Origin of the sequence: Chryseobacterium contaminans (assembly GCF_001684955.1) — a bacterium.
Lineage (GTDB): Bacteria > Bacteroidota > Bacteroidia > Flavobacteriales > Weeksellaceae > Chryseobacterium > Chryseobacterium contaminans.
Genome location: NZ_MAYF01000001.1, coordinates 20179 through 35879 on the forward strand (window position 1 = coordinate 20179; position 15701 = coordinate 35879).

At 36.7% G+C, this 15701-nt stretch carries 11 protein-coding genes; 10 read left to right on the forward strand and 1 reads right to left on the reverse strand.

Features of this window, described 5'->3' with window-relative positions; translation table 11 throughout:
• Positions 1-44: 44 nt before the first annotated feature.
• Positions 45-866, reverse strand: coding sequence for a universal stress protein (locus BBH99_RS00125; protein WP_066690308.1), 822 nt, complete (start codon positions 864-866; stop codon positions 45-47).
• A gap of 230 nt (positions 867-1096) precedes the next feature.
• On the opposite strand from BBH99_RS00125, the gene BBH99_RS00130 reads away from it, so the two are divergent.
• The 10 genes from BBH99_RS00130 to BBH99_RS00175 all read left to right on the forward strand — a co-directional run bounded on the left by BBH99_RS00130 (position 1097) and on the right by BBH99_RS00175 (position 15608).
• Positions 1097-2215, forward strand: a complete 1119-nt coding sequence (locus tag BBH99_RS00130) for a sensor histidine kinase (protein WP_066690312.1) — start codon at positions 1097-1099, stop codon at positions 2213-2215.
• Complete coding sequence (locus BBH99_RS00135) at positions 2212-2976, forward strand: LytR/AlgR family response regulator transcription factor (protein WP_066690315.1); 765 nt, start codon at positions 2212-2214, stop codon at positions 2974-2976. Before BBH99_RS00130 ends, BBH99_RS00135 begins: the two co-directional genes overlap by 4 nt.
• A 649-nt stretch (positions 2977-3625) precedes the next feature.
• Positions 3626-4744, forward strand: coding sequence for an efflux RND transporter periplasmic adaptor subunit (locus tag BBH99_RS00140; RefSeq protein ID WP_066690333.1), 1119 nt, complete (start codon positions 3626-3628; stop codon positions 4742-4744).
• A gap of 29 nt (positions 4745-4773) precedes the next feature.
• Positions 4774-7932, forward strand: a complete 3159-nt coding sequence (locus BBH99_RS00145) for an efflux RND transporter permease subunit (RefSeq protein WP_066690335.1) — start codon at positions 4774-4776, stop codon at positions 7930-7932.
• The gene (locus BBH99_RS00150) at positions 7919-9334 is read left to right on the forward strand and encodes an efflux transporter outer membrane subunit (protein ID WP_066690337.1); all 1416 of its coding nucleotides are present in this window, start codon (positions 7919-7921) and stop codon (positions 9332-9334) included. The genes BBH99_RS00145 and BBH99_RS00150 overlap by 14 nt, the downstream gene beginning before the upstream one ends.
• A 279-nt stretch (positions 9335-9613) precedes the next feature.
• Positions 9614-10189, forward strand: coding sequence for a DUF4840 domain-containing protein (locus BBH99_RS00155; RefSeq protein ID WP_066690340.1), 576 nt, complete (start codon positions 9614-9616; stop codon positions 10187-10189).
• A 93-nt stretch (positions 10190-10282) separates the two neighbouring features.
• Complete coding sequence (locus tag BBH99_RS00160; protein WP_066690342.1) at positions 10283-10849, forward strand: RNA polymerase sigma factor; 567 nt, start codon at positions 10283-10285, stop codon at positions 10847-10849.
• Entirely contained in the window at positions 10842-12239 is a 1398-nt protein-coding gene (locus tag BBH99_RS00165; RefSeq protein ID WP_066690345.1) for a porin family protein, read from the forward strand. The genes BBH99_RS00160 and BBH99_RS00165 overlap by 8 nt, the downstream gene beginning before the upstream one ends.
• A 44-nt stretch (positions 12240-12283) precedes the next feature.
• Positions 12284-13249 carry a T9SS type A sorting domain-containing protein gene (locus tag BBH99_RS00170; RefSeq protein ID WP_066690347.1) on the forward strand — a complete coding sequence of 322 codons (966 nt, stop codon included), beginning with the start codon at positions 12284-12286 and terminating at the stop codon, positions 13247-13249.
• 544 nt (positions 13250-13793) lie between these two features.
• Positions 13794-15608: a glycosyl hydrolase family 28-related protein gene (locus tag BBH99_RS00175; protein WP_066690350.1), complete on the forward strand. Its 1815-nt coding sequence runs from the start codon at positions 13794-13796 to the stop codon at positions 15606-15608.
• Positions 15609-15701 lie beyond the last annotated feature (93 nt).

The window sequence follows — 15701 nt, forward strand, 5'->3', positions numbered from 1 at the left end:
AGGCAAAAAAGGATAATTCAAATGTGATTTTTATTGATTGAGTCTTAATCTGTGTTTAATGGGATTGATAGTAATGGAACTTTATTTTTATACGCCATGATGGCGGTTTTGCTTCGGTGGAAAAGAGACTCTACAAGGTTATACCGGTATGGAACCATCGTCAGCAGGTCCGCATTGGTAAGTTTTACTTCCTCTTCAATCGCTTTGATGATTTCAATAGACTGGATCATCTTGAAGCTGTATTTAATATCATCAAGATCGTAACCGGAATTCAGATCAATATCATGAACTTCCTCAAAATCCTCTACACTTTCTCCTACATTGAATACCTCAATTTCCGCATTGAATTCGTGAATAAAAGAATAAATATTGTTCATTGCAGACCAGGTGATAGATTTATGGGTATCATAAGCAAAGAGAATTTTTCGGATTCCTGTATATTCTATATGGCCGGGAATAATTAATATCGGTTTTTTAATTCTGTGTATCGCCTTGATTACATTATTTCCTAAAAGCCTCTGTTCAAGAGTTTTTTCAGCCATTCCCATAACAATAAAGTCACTGTTTGTAGCTTCTATACATTTATTAAGCTCCTCAATAAAATTTCCTGAGGCCAGATAAAACTCTGTTTTTATAGCATACAGGCGGCTTATTTCAATAGATTTATCGGTGAGTTTTTGTTGGTTTTTAAGCGTTTGTTCATAGAAAAAATCAGCAGAAGCCTGGGCGTTAAGTGCATGAATAGAAACGCTTTGTAAATTGAACAAAACGATATTATAATGGCTTTCTTTAGACATAGAAGCCGCATAATGAACAGCATTTTCAGCTTCACGGGAAAAATCTGTGCAGACAATTATTGTTTTCATTGTACCGATTTTGATACTGCAAAACTAGGATAGGAAGAAGTAGTATTATATTAAAAATAGGGTGATGTTGCATAAAATGATGATGAAATGTCTTTTTCAGGTGATGAAACGTTAGGCTTCATTTGAACTCTTCAATTTTACGTTTCAGATGCACATTTAGTCGTCTCGTTGAAAATGACGAAGACTCTTCTAAAATCTATTTCTATATTTACATTCATAAAGTCCCGGATATGAATAGGATTTCTACCATCAGAAAAAATTTAATACGAAGCAAAAAGATCCTTTCCGCCATGAAAAGAAGGCTGGTGATCTGGGCAGTAGCAGTGATTGCTTTCTGTGGATTTTCCTATCTTATTGATCCTTTTGACCCAGTCTGGCAGGGCTATTTGGAGACTCCATTGAAAATGTTTATTGAAGACGCTCTATGGGTATTCTTTTTTTCAATCATCATCTCAGAAGTAAGTCTGTTTATTGACTCTACGCTCAATAAGCTCCTTCCCTGGAAAGACAGAACCGTTAAACGGCTGCTTATTCAAGGGTTTCTTCAGATTGTAGGAAGCGTTTTGATTGTAATGATTATCAATGCCATTGTAGACTGCACTTCTGATAATCTGCCGGAAATGGACTCCAGGAAAGAATATACTTTACTGGGGCAATGGGTAGCCACCAATATCGTGATATCTCTTATTATAAGTGGTTTTAATACCGTAGATTATTTACTTCAAAACTGGAAAAAAACTGCTGTAGAAGCAGCTCAGCACAAAATCAGAGCCTCAAAGCATAAGCAGGCTGCCATGGCGGCTGAACTTCAGGCTCTAAAACTTCAGATAGATCCTCATTTTATCTTTAACAACCTGAGTGTTCTTTCAGAGCTTATTCTGGAAGATCAACAGCTAGGATATGAATACTCCGAAAAATTTGCACGGGTATACAGATATCTGCTGGTGAATTCCAAGAAGGATATCATTGCCGTGGAAGAAGAACTGAAATTTTTAGACTCTTATATTTTCCTGATTGAAAAAAGAATTGGGGAAGGAGTCATATTTAAAATTGATATTCAGGAAGAATACAAATCCATGTACACCCTTCCGCTATCATTGCAGCTGTTGGTTGAAAATGCAATCAAACATAATCAGACCTCAAAAGCAAACCCGCTGGAGATTCATGTGTATACCAATTCTGAAAGAGAACTCGTAGTTTCCAATACTTTTCTGCCATTGATCAATAAGCCGGACTCTTCCGGTGTTGGGCTTACCAATATCATTGCCAGATACGAGATCCTGGGATACACAAAACCGATTATAGAAAAAACTGAAGATAAATTTATTGTAAAACTTCCATTGATATGAAGATTAATAAAATTTTAATAGTTGAGGATGAAAAACCTAATGCAGACAGATTAAAAAGGTTGCTGCAAAAGCTCAGGCCTCATATTGAAATCCTATCTGTAGAAGACTCAATAACCTCTGCCGTACACTGGTTGCAAAACAATGTCGTCCCGGATATTATTATGATGGATGTTCGCCTGGCAGATGGATTAAGCTTTGAAATTTTTAATAAACATGAAATTAAAAGTGCTGTAATTTTTACCACTGCCTATGATGAATATGCAGTACAGGCCTTTAAATACAACAGTATAGATTATCTTTTAAAACCAATAGAAGAAGAAGAACTGGATGCCGCTCTTAAGCGCTATGAAACCTTTATGGAGGCTGTTCCGGTTGTGGGGTCTGCTATTGAAGGGCTGCTTAACTATATCCAACCTAAAGATTACAGAAAACGTTTTCTGATTGCTCATCGTGATGGCTATAAAACAGTGCTGGCAGAAGACATTTTATACATCTATACAGAACTGGGAATCAGTAAGGCAATGCTGAATACAGGAGTTGTAGAAAATATTCCCCAAACATTGGAAGAGCTTGAAAAACAATTGGATCCCAAATTCTTCTTCCGTGCCAACAGGCAATTTATCATTCATATTGATTCTGTAAAACAGATTTTTAATCATTTTAATGGAAAGCTGAAGCTGGAACTGAGAAAACAGCCTGAAATGGAAGTGATTGTAAGTCGTGAAAAAGCTTCCATATTCAAATCCTGGATGGATTATTAATGAAAAGGAGGCTGGAGGCTGGAAGAGGAAGGTTATTGAAGACGCAAGATGGATGAAAATCATTTTTAATGATTAAATAGTCGTTTCTATAATGATCGGAAGCTCTTTACACAATAGCAACTTCCATCCTCCCTCTTCGAGCTTCCAATCCTATTATGCAAACCAGAAAACCTAACCAGTCTGAAAATAAGTTTTTTAATTTCTAGCTATTTACATTTTTAATAGGCTCACTGGCAATATTGATTCTACCTTTTAAAATTAATTTTATCCCGGAACCCTTTTCGTAGTCGGAACCTGTACTCCTAAACCTAACACAATCGCTGTGATTGCTAAAACTTTTTCATTTGATGAAAATTTAAATTATTGACTTATTTTTTAATGTTTTGATACAGCGAAATTAGGCTGGGAAATAACCTGCGCTGAGAGTTTTAAAAGTGAAACGTAGAAATTTAAACCTCAACCGTATTTCTGAAATATTAAAACGGGAAAGCCTTTTTTTATCAATCTGAACGGCAAAAATAAACGCTTTTCCTTTCATTTTTACTATCGTACGCTTCACCTGCGATTAACTACGTTTCACCTGATTTTTAGATGAAACTCCTTATTATATGAACTTATTTTGCTCCTGTAAAATTTAAAAACAAATGTTATGAACTACAGAAAAGGATATCTGGCACTTTCACTTACTGCTGCAGCAATACTGTACTCCTGCGGTTCAGGGAACGGCCAGGAAAATGCCCAGCAGGCAGTGGCACTTCCTACTGATTTTATTCAGGTGACCACCGGAAATGAAGATGTGGCAATAGGTTACCCCGGAAGTATAGAAGGACAGGATAATGTAGAGATAAAAGCACAGGTAACAGGATATCTGGAAGCTGTATATGTAAAAGAAGGACAGTTTGTCAGCAAAGGGCAAACGCTTTTTAGAATTAATCCCTCCGTGTACAATGAGCAGGTCAATACCAATGAAGCCGCTTTGAAATCTGCATTGGCAGCCCAGGAAACTGCAAGACTGGAAGTTGAAAAATTAAAGCCTCTTGTAGAAGGAAAAGTAGTCTCCGATATGCAGCTTAAAACTGCACAGGCCAATTTAAAAGCAGCATCAGCACAGGTGGCTCAGGCTCAATCTTCATTAGGCTCTTCAAAGATCAATGCGAACTTTACCTATATCAAAGCCCCGGTAAGCGGATACATCGGAAGAATCCCAAACAGGGTAGGAAACCTCATCAGTCCGTCTGATCCGTCACCACTAACAACACTTTCCAACATCAGCAGTGTAAACGTTTATTTCTCAATGAATGAAGCCGATTTTATTGCCCATAGCAGGGCTGCTGCTTCAGGAGAAAGTGCTGAAAATGTAGAACTTATTTTAGCAGACGGTTCTAAATATGGGTTTAAAGGAAGACTGGAAAATGCCAGCGGAAACTTTGACCGAAATACAGGAAGTATTCAGATGAAAGCTGTTTTCCAGAACCCTGATAAACTGTTAAGATCAGGAGGAACGGGAAGAGTAATGATTCATAATGCACTGGATGGGGTAGTGAAGCTTCCAAAAACTTCGGTAAAAGATATTCAGGATAAATTCTTCGTCTACAAACTTGATGGTAAAGATAAAGTGAAAATGACACAGATTGAAGTATCAGGAAGCACTTCTCAGGATTACTTTGTGAAGACAGGAGTGAATGCAGGAGACAAGATCGCTGTGAACAGGATAGATGCCCTTACAGACGGGGCACAAGTTGTAGCCAAAGTAACTCCTTCGAAATAATTTTATAATCATTCTTAGAAAATTCGAAAATGTTAAAAAAGATAATAGACCGTCCGGTATTGGCGACGGTAATATCCCTTATCATTGTCATTTTGGGGATCATTGGATTGAACCAATTGGCAGTGACGCGATTCCCGGACATTTCTCCACCTACCATTACGGTTTCAGGTTCTTATCCGGGTGGAAACAGTGAAACGGTGATCCGTTCCGTAGTAACCCCTCTGGAAGAACAGATCAACGGGGTGGAAGACATGAGTTACATGAAATCCACGGCAAGTAACGACGGAACATTCACGATCTCTGTTATATTCAAACAGGGAGTAAATGCCGACCAGGCTGCGGTAAACGTACAGAACAGAGTACAGCAGGCGACACCGATATTACCTCAGGAAGTGGTAAGAATGGGATTAACCACCTCAAAGCAGCAGAACAGTATGGTGTTGATTTTCAATATTTATACTGAAGATAATAAACAATATGATGAAACCTTTCTTCAGAACTTTGCCAATATCAACCTTATCCCGCAGATCAAAAGGGTAAAAGGAGTAGGACAGGCACAGATCTTCGGAATTAAGGATTACTCCATGAGAATATGGCTTAATCCACAAAAGATGGCTTCCTATGGATTGGAACCTTCTGACATTTCCAATGCTATTGCAGATCACAGTTTGGAGTCTGCACCGGGTAAATTGGGTGAGGAATCAAATGCTGCTTTAGAATATGTCATCCGATACAAAGGAAAAAAGAATAAGCCGGAACAATATGAAGAAATGGTGGTTAAAAATGACGGGACCAATGTCATCAGGCTTAAAGATGTAGCCAGAATAGAATTTGGGTCTATCAACAATACCGGAGACAACCTTTCCAATGGTAAAAATGCAGTTACGGTTGCGATTATGCAGACCACAGGATCCAACGCCAATGAAATCGAAATAGGAGTTAATAAAGCGATTGACCAGCTGTCGAAATCCTTCCCGCCAGGCATCAAATACACCAAAGTAATGAGTACCAAGGAAAGATTGGATGAAGCAACAGGGCAGGTGAAATCTACATTGATAGAAGCATTTATTCTTGTATTCATTGTGGTATTTGTCTTTTTACAGGATTTCAGGTCTACCATTATTCCGGCCATTGCGGTTCCGGTAGCGATTATCGGTACATTCTTCTTCCTTCTGGTATTAGGATTTACAATTAATGTATTGACATTGTTTGCCCTTGTACTGGCGATCGGTATTGTCGTCGATGACGCAATTGTAGTGGTAGAAGCCGTTCACAGTAATATGGAAGGAACAGATCTTTCCGGAAGAGATGCTACCCACAAAGCGATGAGTGAAATTACAGGTGCTGTTATTTCCATTACCCTGGTAATGTCAGCCGTATTTATTCCCATTGGATTTATGTCTGGCTCTGCAGGATTGTTCTATAAGCAGTTTGCCTATACATTAGCCATTGCAATCATTATTTCTGCGGTCAACGCTCTTACTTTAACTCCGGCGTTATGTGCTGTATTTTTGAAAAACCATCATGCAGAAGAAGGTGGAAAGTCAAAAGGATTCGGGCAGAGATTTGCGGTTGCTTTTAACGCAGGGTTCAATAATATGACAGAGCGTTATGCAAAAGGAGTAAGATTTTTAATCGGGAAAAAGTGGATTGCTGCAGGATTGGTAGCAGGAATTATAGGGCTTTCAGCATGGCTGATGTCAAGTACAACTAAAAGTTTCGTTCCAATGGAAGATGACGGGTTTTTCATCTATTCATTAAGCATGCCGCCAGGAACAGGATTGACAAAAACCACAGAAGTTTCCAATAAAATCAATGCCATCTTAAAAACAGTAGATGCTGTTCAGGAGAATACTTCCATTACAGGATTTAACCTGTTAAGCAACAGTGCCGGACCAGCTTATGCAATGGGATTTGTGAAATTAAAACCTAAGAAAGAAAGAGGAACTGTTCAGGATATTGACGAGATCATGAATATTGTTAACGGAAAACTGTCTGTTATCAAAGAGGGAAGTGTAATGAGTTTCAGAATGCCGCCAGTAGAAGGATATGGAGTAACCAATGATGCCGAAATTGTTCTTCAGGACCGTATGGGTAGAGATCCTCAGGTTTTGAAGTCGAAGGCAGATGATGTGATCGGGCAATTGATGCAGGTTCCTGAAGTAGCTTATGCTTACACCATGTTCAGAGCAGATTATCCACAGCTGGAACTTGAAGTGAATGAAGACAAAGCCAAACAGTTAGGAGTAAGTATTTCTAATCTGTTAGGATCAATTCAGACGTATTTTTCAGGAGATCAGTCTCAGAATTTCTCCAGATTCGGGAAGTTCTACAGAGTGAATATTAAAGCTGATGGTGTTTTCAGAATGGATGAGCAGGCGTTCAATGATATTTTCGTGAAAAATAATAAAGGAGAAATGGTTCCTGCCAATACCTTAATCACTTTGAAAAAAGTATACGGTCCGGAATCCGTTCAGCGATATAACCTTTATAATTCATTGAACATTAACGTAGTACCGAAACCGGGTATCAGTAATGGTGCCCTGATGGATAAAATTGAACCAACCTTAAATAAACTTCCTTCTGATTACAGTTATGAGTGGACCGGTTTGAGCTTGGAAGAAAAATCAGCAGGAAACCAAACTGTTGTCATCCTTGGATTATGTTTACTATTTGTATATCTGCTTCTTGCAGCACAATACGAAAGTTACATTCTGCCGTTAGCCGTAATGCTTTCCATCCCAACGGGAATTGTTGGAGCATTCCTGGGAATCAAAGCGATTGGGCTGGATAACAACATCTATGTGCAGGTAGGATTAATTATGCTTATTGGTTTATTAGCAAAAAATGCGATCCTTATCGTAGAATTTGCCGTCCAGAGAAGAAAATCAGGACTTTCGATTCTGGATTCCGCATTGGAAGGAGCAAAAGCAAGGTTACGTCCGATCATTATGACATCATTAGCCTTTATTGTGGGAATGATTCCATTGATGATCTCTACAGGAGGGATGGCGTCAGGAAATAAATCGATCAGTGTGAGTGCTGCTATAGGAATGTTGAGTGGAGTAGTGCTAGGAGTATTTGTAATTCCTATCCTGTATATGTTCTTCCAATATCTGGATGAGAAATTTTCATCGAAAAAGAAGTATCCTGTAATTCAAAATCAATTGACAAATGAGAATGTTTAATATAAAGAATTTCCTTATTTCAGGCGCAATAGCATCAGTACTGGTGTCTTGCGCCGTGGGGAAACCCTATGCAAGAACAGATCTTCAGATGCCAGAAACTTATAAAGAATCTGTGCAGGTAACAGGAGATACAGTGGTGCTGCCATGGAAGACCTTCTTTAAGGACCCTAAACTGATAGGTTTAATAGATAAAGCTTTAACCAGAAATAATGAAATAAATGTTGCCCTGAAGAATATAGAACAACTCGATCTGATCTACAAACAGGCAAAGTTATCTCTTCTTCCAACGCTGGATTTTAGTGCAGGAGCCAACAGGAGCTGGGCGTCTACCAATACCTTGAACGGTTCACTTAATGAACAGTTTGCAGGAACAACACATATAGATGATTTCAGTGCTAACCTCAGGCTTTCGTGGGAAGTTGATATCTGGGGAAAAGCCAAGATGCAGAAAGAATCAGCTGCAGCAGAATATTTTGCACAAAAAGAGAATTTGAATGCTGTAAAAAGCAGAATCATTGTTCAGGTAGCGCAGGCTTATTATAATCTGATAAGTTTAGATGAACAGATGAAAATCGCAGAACAGAATATTGAACTGAGTAACAATACCCTTAAAATGATGGATCTTCAGTTTAAGGCAGGTCAGATCAATTCATTGGCGGTACAGCAGTCCGAAGCACAGAAAAAAACTGCGGAGCTTTTGATTCCTCTGGCTAAACAGAATATTTCCGTTCAGGAAAATGCATTGAGTATCCTTTGTGGAGAATATCCAACAAAAATTGAAAGATCAGGAGATTTGAAAACAATGATTCCTGAAAATAAGCTTTCACAAGGACTTCCGGCCCAATTATTAAGCAGGAGACCAGATCTGAAGATGGCAGAATTTAATGTGATCAGCCTGAACTCCAAAACTGGATTGGCAAAAGCAGCAATGTATCCAAGTATAAGTTTGAGCCCGCAGATTGGAGTCAATTCCAATAAATTCAGTTCATGGTTTGATATTCCCGGATCTATTACCAAAGCAGTTGCGGCTAATTTAGCAGCTCCAATTTTTCAGAAAAAACAGTTGAAAACCGCCTATGAAACGGCATTAATCGAACAGGAAAAGGCGGCGATCAACTTTAAACAGTCTGTAATGACGGCTGTGGGCGAAGTTTCAGATGCTATGGCAAAAACTCAGGGAGCTTCAGAAAGATTACAGCTTTTAGAACAGAGAACGGCCATTTTAGACAAAGGAATAGGTGATGCTTTGAAACTGTACAAAAGCGGAATGGCAACCTATCTTGAGGTGATTACGGCTCAGAATAATAAACTTCAGAATGATCTGGAAGCTATCAATGTTACATTGGAAAGATTAAATGCTGAGGTAGACCTTTACCGAGCGTTGGGCGGTGGAGTACAGTAAAATGTAATTGAAAAATAGCAAAAGGAAGTTGTATCAGGCAGCTTCCTTTTTTTGTTATATGATACTGGGTTCTAAATGAAATCACTGAAATGTGAAATTCAGAATGATTGTCATTTTTTATTGAATAAATAATTATTTGATTTAAATTTTTAGTCCATAAAATCAATGAGTTATGAAAAATATTGCTTTTTTTTGAAAAAATCATGCAAGATTTCCTGAAAAGACGATTTATATCAATGAGTACTCGAAATAATTAATGTTTAATGAAAAAATAATGCAATGAAAAAATTTACAGTATCTCAATTTTTAACAGCTATTTTAATTGTATTAACAGGGTTTACTTTGTATTCATGTAGTGTTGATGGCCCGGAAATAAGACCGGTACAACTGGAAGATGTGAATGGAAATTATAAAGGCAGACTCATTACCATACAGGGAGAGAGCAAAACAGAAAAAATAAAGAATTTTAAAGCAAAAAAAGATACGATTATGTTTTCAGAATTTCCAGTGGATGAGATTGTGAAAACAGTAGTAAAAGACCCGGTAAAAGCAGAAGAGGCTATTAAAGCATTAGGAAAGGTGAAGTATGAAATTAAATATACAGCTTCTATCAATACAGCCAGCAATGTGATAGAGCTCTCTTTGGCTCCCAAACCTATGGAACTGCTGATTCCTGTAGAGGGGAAAACCAAAAAGACAGAAGTGACATTGAATGCTAAGCAGAAAGGATTTTATGTAGGGATGGATGGTTCATTGCGATTTGCTTTGACTGCTGAGAAAATTACCGTAGACGGTACAGTACTTGCCCCTTATGAGGCTATTAATTATAATTTTCCGTTCTGTGTAAAATATTAATTAATGGTTATTACTATAAATAGATTGTATTTATACGATGCAATCTATTTTTGCTTTAAAATTTAATTAATATATCGTATACTGGAGCAGTACATGGGAGAAAGTAAAGAACAGATTTTGGTAAACCGCCTTCTGCAGAAGGAGGAAGCCGCCTGGAAGGAGCTCTTTGGAGCTTATTCTGGGAATCTGGCTTATGTATGTTCAAGGTATATCGCAGAAAAAGAAGATGTGCATGATGTACTTCAGAATAGTTTTATCAAGATGTTTCGCTCCATAGAAGCATTTGAATACAGAGGAGAGGGTTCTCTGAGAGCTTGGATTACCCGTATTGCAGTAAATGAATCTCTGAAGCATATCAGGCAGAAAGGAGACTTTAAGTCTTCCGTTGAAGTAGAAGATCTTCCCGATCTTCCCCATGAAGAAGAACCTGATTTTGAGGAAATCCCGAAAGAAGATATTATGAGAATAATTCAGTCTCTTCCGGATGGTTACAGAACTGTTTTCAACCTATATGTATTTGAAAAGAAAAGTCATAAGGAAATTGCATTGCTGTTGGGAATTGCAGAAAATTCTTCAGCATCACAGTTCCACCGTGCAAAAGGACTGCTGGTTCAGAAAATAAAGGAATTTAAAATGTCAAAAAAAGCACAATATGAATAACGAATGGCTCAATAACCTGCGAAGCAGAATGGAGAACCATGAAGAAGAGGTTCCGGAAGGATTGTGGGATGACATCAGGGATGAACTATTCTCAGAAGAAGAAAATAAGTTGTTGACAAGCTTTATTCCTGCAATTGACACTGAAAGTAAAGAGGAAAAGATAGAGAAAACAGGTCTTGCCAGTAAAACCTGGCTATATCGTATTGGAGGTATTGCCGCCGCTGCTGTTTTAATCTTTATGATGATGAAAATTGGAACGGACGAGAATCAGAATAAGTATTCACAGAAACCGTCTGATTCTGATAAAATAACAGATACAGATCTGCCTTTGAATAATATAGAGCAAGAAAAGAGTAGAAAGATTTGGAAAAACTCAAAGGCAGATATTTCTTTAAAACAGAATGATTTTAATGCGAGAGGTCATTTTGCTGAAAATATAAAGCAGACAGAGCCTGAAAAGGTTGGAGGAAAAGGATCCGGAAACGATGTAAAAGCTCAGTATGTTATACAAACGCCTGAATTAGAAATGCCCATCCTGATTCCGGAAGAAAATAAAACCAGGGAAATACCTTTGGTTAATAACAATATAAAGAAAGAGGAAGCTGAAAAAGAGACAGATAAGATAGAGAAGGAATTGTCTGAAAAATATGCGGATAATAACAAAACCAAGCATATAAAGTCTAAATCTGAAAAGAAATGGATGTTAAGTATGCTTACCGGAAATGCATCATCTAATTCTGCAGAACAGCAGTTCCATGGTTATGCTTCCGTTAGTGGTAAACCAATGAGTTTTGAGCAGGTCTGGACAACTGCTGAATATGTAGATGATCCTTTGACTCAAATACTATTGGCCAATCAGAGTAAACCAGTAGAAGCAAGGATCAGGCACAAAGTTCCGGTAACATTCGGCTTGTCTGTATATTATAATCTGGGTAAAAAATGGGGGATAGGAACTGGGGTTAACTATACCAAACTGGCTTCAGAGCTTCATTCCGGAAGCAGTGATAATTATATTAAAGGAGAGCAGAAGGTTCATTATATCGGAATTCCTGTTCAGGTTAATTATAATGTTATTCAGAAAGGAAGGTTTACGGGATATATTACAGCAGGAGCACTGGTTGAAAAGCCTATAGCAGGAAGTATTTCAACGAGTTATGTGGTAAATGATGAAGTAAGGGAAACTACAGAAGAAAAATTGGATCATAAACCGTTGTCGTTTTCAGTGAATACAGCAGCAGGACTTCAGATGAAGTTGGTAAACAGGCTGGGGATTTATGCAGAACCGGGGATTGGGTATCATTTTAAAGATGAAAACTCTCCCAATACCATTTATAAGGAAAAACCCCTGCATTTTAATGTGAAATTCGGGATCAGATTGTTGATTGATTAATGCTGATGATTTTTAAATAGGAATCAACTTAAATGTCAATATATATGAAAACAAAACTGATTTTTTTAACATTTTTATTGTTCAACCTTCTGAATATAAAAGCACAATGTACTCCTACAATTACCAGCCCCAGATTAGGTGCTATATTCGCAGACAAGATCCTTTTCTGTGAGAGTGAAGATGAAATACTTTCCACTACGCAAACGTATTCTTCTTATCAATGGTATAAACAGGAATGGACATGGCAGACTCCTAATAACAATCCATGGGTGGCCATTCCCGGTGCTACCTCACAACAGTTAACCATTAATGGTGATGACCAGCTGTATTATTTTAAAGTAGAAGTCACACAGGGAGATTGTACAGCTGAAAGCCCGGCAGTGATGGCTGATGGATATGTGTTTGGCCTTCCTGCTATGATATCCACTTTTGTTCCGGGAACTTATGAGATTGTAAATGGTGGAGTAGTGCATGTATGTTCTGAAGCTCCTGTAAAGTTTGATGATGTGTTCCCTGTGGTATATGGCCCGCATACATGGTTTAAGTGTGTTCCTACCACTACTCCTCCTTTTACGGGAGATCCTTGTGTAGTTTCGAATGTAACAGGAGATACCTATACCACTACAGAGTCTGGAGAATATGGATTCTATGCCTGTACAGAATATTGTCCGGATCAGTGTAGAATGTTAGATCCTTTCTCTTTTGTAGAGCTGCAATATGGCGATTGGGAGTTCTGTGAAAAATTAGGAACAGGGGAAGTCTCAAAACCTAAAGAAAATAAATTAAATATATATCCTAATCCTACAGCACAGTTCCTTTATATCGGGAAAGAATCAGAGGAGTATAAAGAGGTTTCCATTATGGATATGTCCGGAAAGCTGGTTCTTAGGAAAAATAACCATCAATACAGACAAGCCATTGATGTAAGCCATTTGGTGCCAGGGAATTATATGATCATTTCCAAAAGTGTGAAAGGAGAAGTTTATAAAAATAAATTAATAAAGAAATAAAGGATTAAATAATCTTTTCGTTAGTTTTTAATAGTGGTTAAATCGGTATAATTTATTTTGTACCGATTTTATTTTGTACCATTTTGGAGTTATATTCTTTTAAACTTTTTACGAGTTTGCTTCTTCTAATGTTTCCATAAACACTTTCACATTCATTCAAAATTATCTTTCTGTGTTTTACGAAATCAATACTCAAGTCCCTTTTTTCGAGATCAATTTCCGGTTGGTATAGGTTCTCATGATTTATTAGTTACTTGTTTCATTATCAGTTGTAAATATGTTGTTATATGAACCTTATTCTGGATTGTATGGTGTTTCTGTCTGATTATCATTAACATTGTAAATAACTTGCTGCAATAGGAGGGAATATACTTTTTTATGTTTCACATGAAACACTGAACATATTTATTTATTTTCAACATATATAAAATAAATAATTTTAATTATTCTGCTGAAATTGTATCATCATTGAGATGAATTTTTATACGTCAAGTTTTGTCGTAGTCTATATGGATATTTGTAATAACAAAACAAAATAAAATATATGAATACAATAGAACAAAACGATCCATTTACGGGTGAATGGACAGTATTTTTAGAATCCCCAGTTACTTATAATGGAGAATCCATTACTCTTGCGATGTGTGATAATATTATATATAAGAGTATAAACAATGTATTTTATAGGAGAGTCTTAATCAAGGACACTGTAAATGTAAAATGGTTTGGTGCTGTAGGTGATTCTGTAACCAATGACACACAAGCATTTCAAAAATCTGTAGATTTTTTAAGTAGTATAGATGGTGGTAAATTATTCATACCAAGTGGCAGCTATGCAGTTGACCATATTGATTTTAAGACTAAAGCTTACTCAAATATTGAGATTATAGGAAATAATTCGACATTAATAGGATTAACAAGAAGTAGAAATACTGCAGCAGATGGAATTTTTGCTTTTGAAGCTTGTGTATCCAATCAGTCAGACGACTCAAACTCAATAAAAAATATTAAAATTAGTGGGCTCAATTTTTTTACATTGAATATTATCCCCCCAATACCAGAGCCAGAACCAGGGCAAGAGCCAGAGCCAGAACCAAAAGTTGATGAGCTTTCTCATCACATTGCGGCACACGGGGTAAGTGATTTTACTGTTGAAAACTGTACATTTACAGGTTTTTTTGGAGATGGAATTGCTATATGTAGAGGCTTAACTGAAGGAGGATATAGGAATGGCTATAATAAAAATGTTATTATTAAAAACTGTAAATTCGATGGGGTAAACCAGAATAATCGACAAGCTATTTCAATTTATCATTGTGATAGATTTATAATCGATAACTGTGATTTCTATAGAACGACCGGGAAAGAGATGCCTGGTGCAATAGATATAGAATCCGACGACCCCAATTTAACGATTACCACTAATGGATTAATAACTAACTGCTATTTTAATGATATTGGAGGTATGGGGGCAATTTGTATTTTCTCAAAAGATAGGTCTATTATTGATTTTCAACAGAAGGAAAGATTAAATTATCAAAGTTTTAAAATTGATAATTGTAAATTTGAAGACGTTCATACCCCATTAACAGTGTATGGTAATTACAATCCGTTAACAAATGGTGATAAGGATTATAATGGAGTATATAGTATAGTATTTGAGAACTCAAATGTTTTAAATGCCGAAAGAGCCATATATTTTAATGCTGCGTGTAGAGTAAAGGTTTCTAACGTTATTTTTAAAAACATTTATAATACTATTAACTCAATCTGTGATGGCGGAGCATATAAAATTTTATTTGAACAATGTGAATTTGATACTGTTAATAATCCTGCAGGTCTTTCTTTTGTTGGTGGCGGAAAATATATAGATTTTATAAAATGCATCTTTAAAAATTTTACTACCAATGTCATAACTTTTAATGTGTCAAAACCAATTGGCACAATAAAGTATAATCAGTTCTATAATTCAGCTAATCCTGGTATGGGTCTTTTAACTAATCCAAGTGTTGATAATCTCAGAAATGCAAGAATTGAAGAAAATGAATATCTTGGTAATATTCCTAAAATTGATTTCTATTCAATTATGAATCAGGGATATTCATATAATTATGACAGTGCAGTTATGATACCATCCAATATTTTGTATCACAAAAGTGAATTTGAAAGCGAAGGCGTTTTTCCGGAAGCTTATCTTGGGAATACAAAAGGATTAGTTAGAAATGAGAGATTGGAAAACTATAATAATATCCCTGTTGTTTATCAGACCTTTTTACCATATGATCTGCCAGGTGTGAAGTGGACGAGACACGCACTTAATGATAATACATGGGCAGATTGGAAAAAATTAGAAAATTAAATTATTATCTAATGTAAGATATCATAGCGAAGAATAAATATATCTTCGCTATTTTGTTTTATCAACCCGATCAGTCTCTATATTCTGGCTTCA

Excerpts from the sequence above, each read along its gene's own strand:
- BBH99_RS00170 (WP_066690347.1), top strand. The coding sequence starts at position 12,284 with ATGAAAACAAAACTGATTTTTTTAACATTTTTATTGTTCAACCTTCTG.
- BBH99_RS00160 (WP_066690342.1), top strand. The coding sequence starts at position 10,283 with ATGGGAGAAAGTAAAGAACAGATTTTGGTAAACCGCCTTCTGCAGAAG.
- BBH99_RS00140 (WP_066690333.1), top strand. The coding sequence starts at position 3,626 with ATGAACTACAGAAAAGGATATCTGGCACTTTCACTTACTGCTGCAGCA.
- BBH99_RS00155 (WP_066690340.1), top strand. The coding sequence starts at position 9,614 with ATGAAAAAATTTACAGTATCTCAATTTTTAACAGCTATTTTAATTGTA.
- BBH99_RS00175 (WP_066690350.1), top strand. The coding sequence starts at position 13,794 with ATGAATACAATAGAACAAAACGATCCATTTACGGGTGAATGGACAGTA.
- BBH99_RS00150 (WP_066690337.1), top strand. The coding sequence starts at position 7,919 with ATGAGAATGTTTAATATAAAGAATTTCCTTATTTCAGGCGCAATAGCA.
- BBH99_RS00145 (WP_066690335.1), top strand. The coding sequence starts at position 4,774 with ATGTTAAAAAAGATAATAGACCGTCCGGTATTGGCGACGGTAATATCC.
- BBH99_RS00125 (WP_066690308.1), bottom strand. The coding sequence starts at position 866 with ATGAAAACAATAATTGTCTGCACAGATTTTTCCCGTGAAGCTGAAAAT.
- BBH99_RS00135 (WP_066690315.1), top strand. The coding sequence starts at position 2,212 with ATGAAGATTAATAAAATTTTAATAGTTGAGGATGAAAAACCTAATGCA.
- BBH99_RS00165 (WP_066690345.1), top strand. The coding sequence starts at position 10,842 with ATGAATAACGAATGGCTCAATAACCTGCGAAGCAGAATGGAGAACCAT.
- BBH99_RS00130 (WP_066690312.1), top strand. The coding sequence starts at position 1,097 with ATGAATAGGATTTCTACCATCAGAAAAAATTTAATACGAAGCAAAAAG.